Raw genomic sequence first — 960 nt, forward strand, 5'->3', positions numbered from 1 at the left:
GTCTCCGGCGGTGACCGCCTGCAGGTGGCATCCGTCAGTGAAGATGCGATGACGGTTGTTGTGCCGGGGCGGGCTGAACCGGCCACCCTGCCTGTGGCTGATTCACCATTCACGGCACTGAAGCTGGAGAACGGCTGGGTGGAAACGCCCGGGCATTCCGTCAGCGACAGTGCGACGGTTTTTGCCTCCGTCACACAGATGGCGATGGACAACGCGACCCTGAACGGTCTGGCCCGCAGTGGTCGTGATGTCCGGCTGTATTCCTCGCTGGATGAACCCCGTACTGCGGAAAAACTTGCCCGCCATCCCTCCTTTACGGTGGTTTCTGATCAGATAAAGGCGCGTGCCGGTGAGACATTGCTGGAAACCGCTATCAGTCTGCAGAAAGCCGGGCTTCACACGCCGGCACAGCAGGCCATTCATCTGGCCCTTCCTGTGCTGGAAAGTAAAAACCTGGCCTTCAGCATGGTGGACCTGCTGACAGAGGCGAAGTCGTTTGCTGCAGAAGGAACCGGTTTTACTGAACTGGGAGGGGAAATCAATGCGCAGATAAAACGCGGTGACTTACTGTATGTGGATGTGGCAAAAGGCTATGGCACAGGTCTGCTGGTTTCCCGTGCGTCGTATGAGGCAGAAAAAAGTATTCTTCGCCATATTCTCGAAGGTAAGGAGGCGGTCACGCCGTTGATGGAGAGAGTACCCGGCGAACTCATGGAGACGTTAACGTCGGGACAGCGTGCCGCCACCCGTATGATACTGGAAACGTCCGACCGTTTCACGGTGGTACAGGGTTATGCCGGTGTGGGTAAGACCACACAGTTCCGGGCGGTGATGTCAGCCGTGAACATGCTGCCGGCGAGTGAGCGTCCCCGAGTTGTGGGGCTGGGGCCCACGCACCGTGCGGTCGGTGAGATGCGCAGCGCCGGCGTGGATGCACAGACGCTGGCGTCCTTTCTGCAT

1 protein-coding gene is annotated in these 960 nt (G+C 59.0%); it reads left to right on the forward strand.

What is annotated here, in order from left to right:
- Window positions 1-960, forward strand: a 960-nt coding sequence (locus FTE26_RS08175; RefSeq protein WP_272457538.1) for an AAA family ATPase, incomplete at both ends; no start/stop codon positions are given.

The sequence above is a fragment of the Escherichia sp. S10b genome (genome assembly GCF_028421345.1).
Taxonomy (GTDB): Bacteria; Pseudomonadota; Gammaproteobacteria; order Enterobacterales; family Enterobacteriaceae; genus ECMA0423.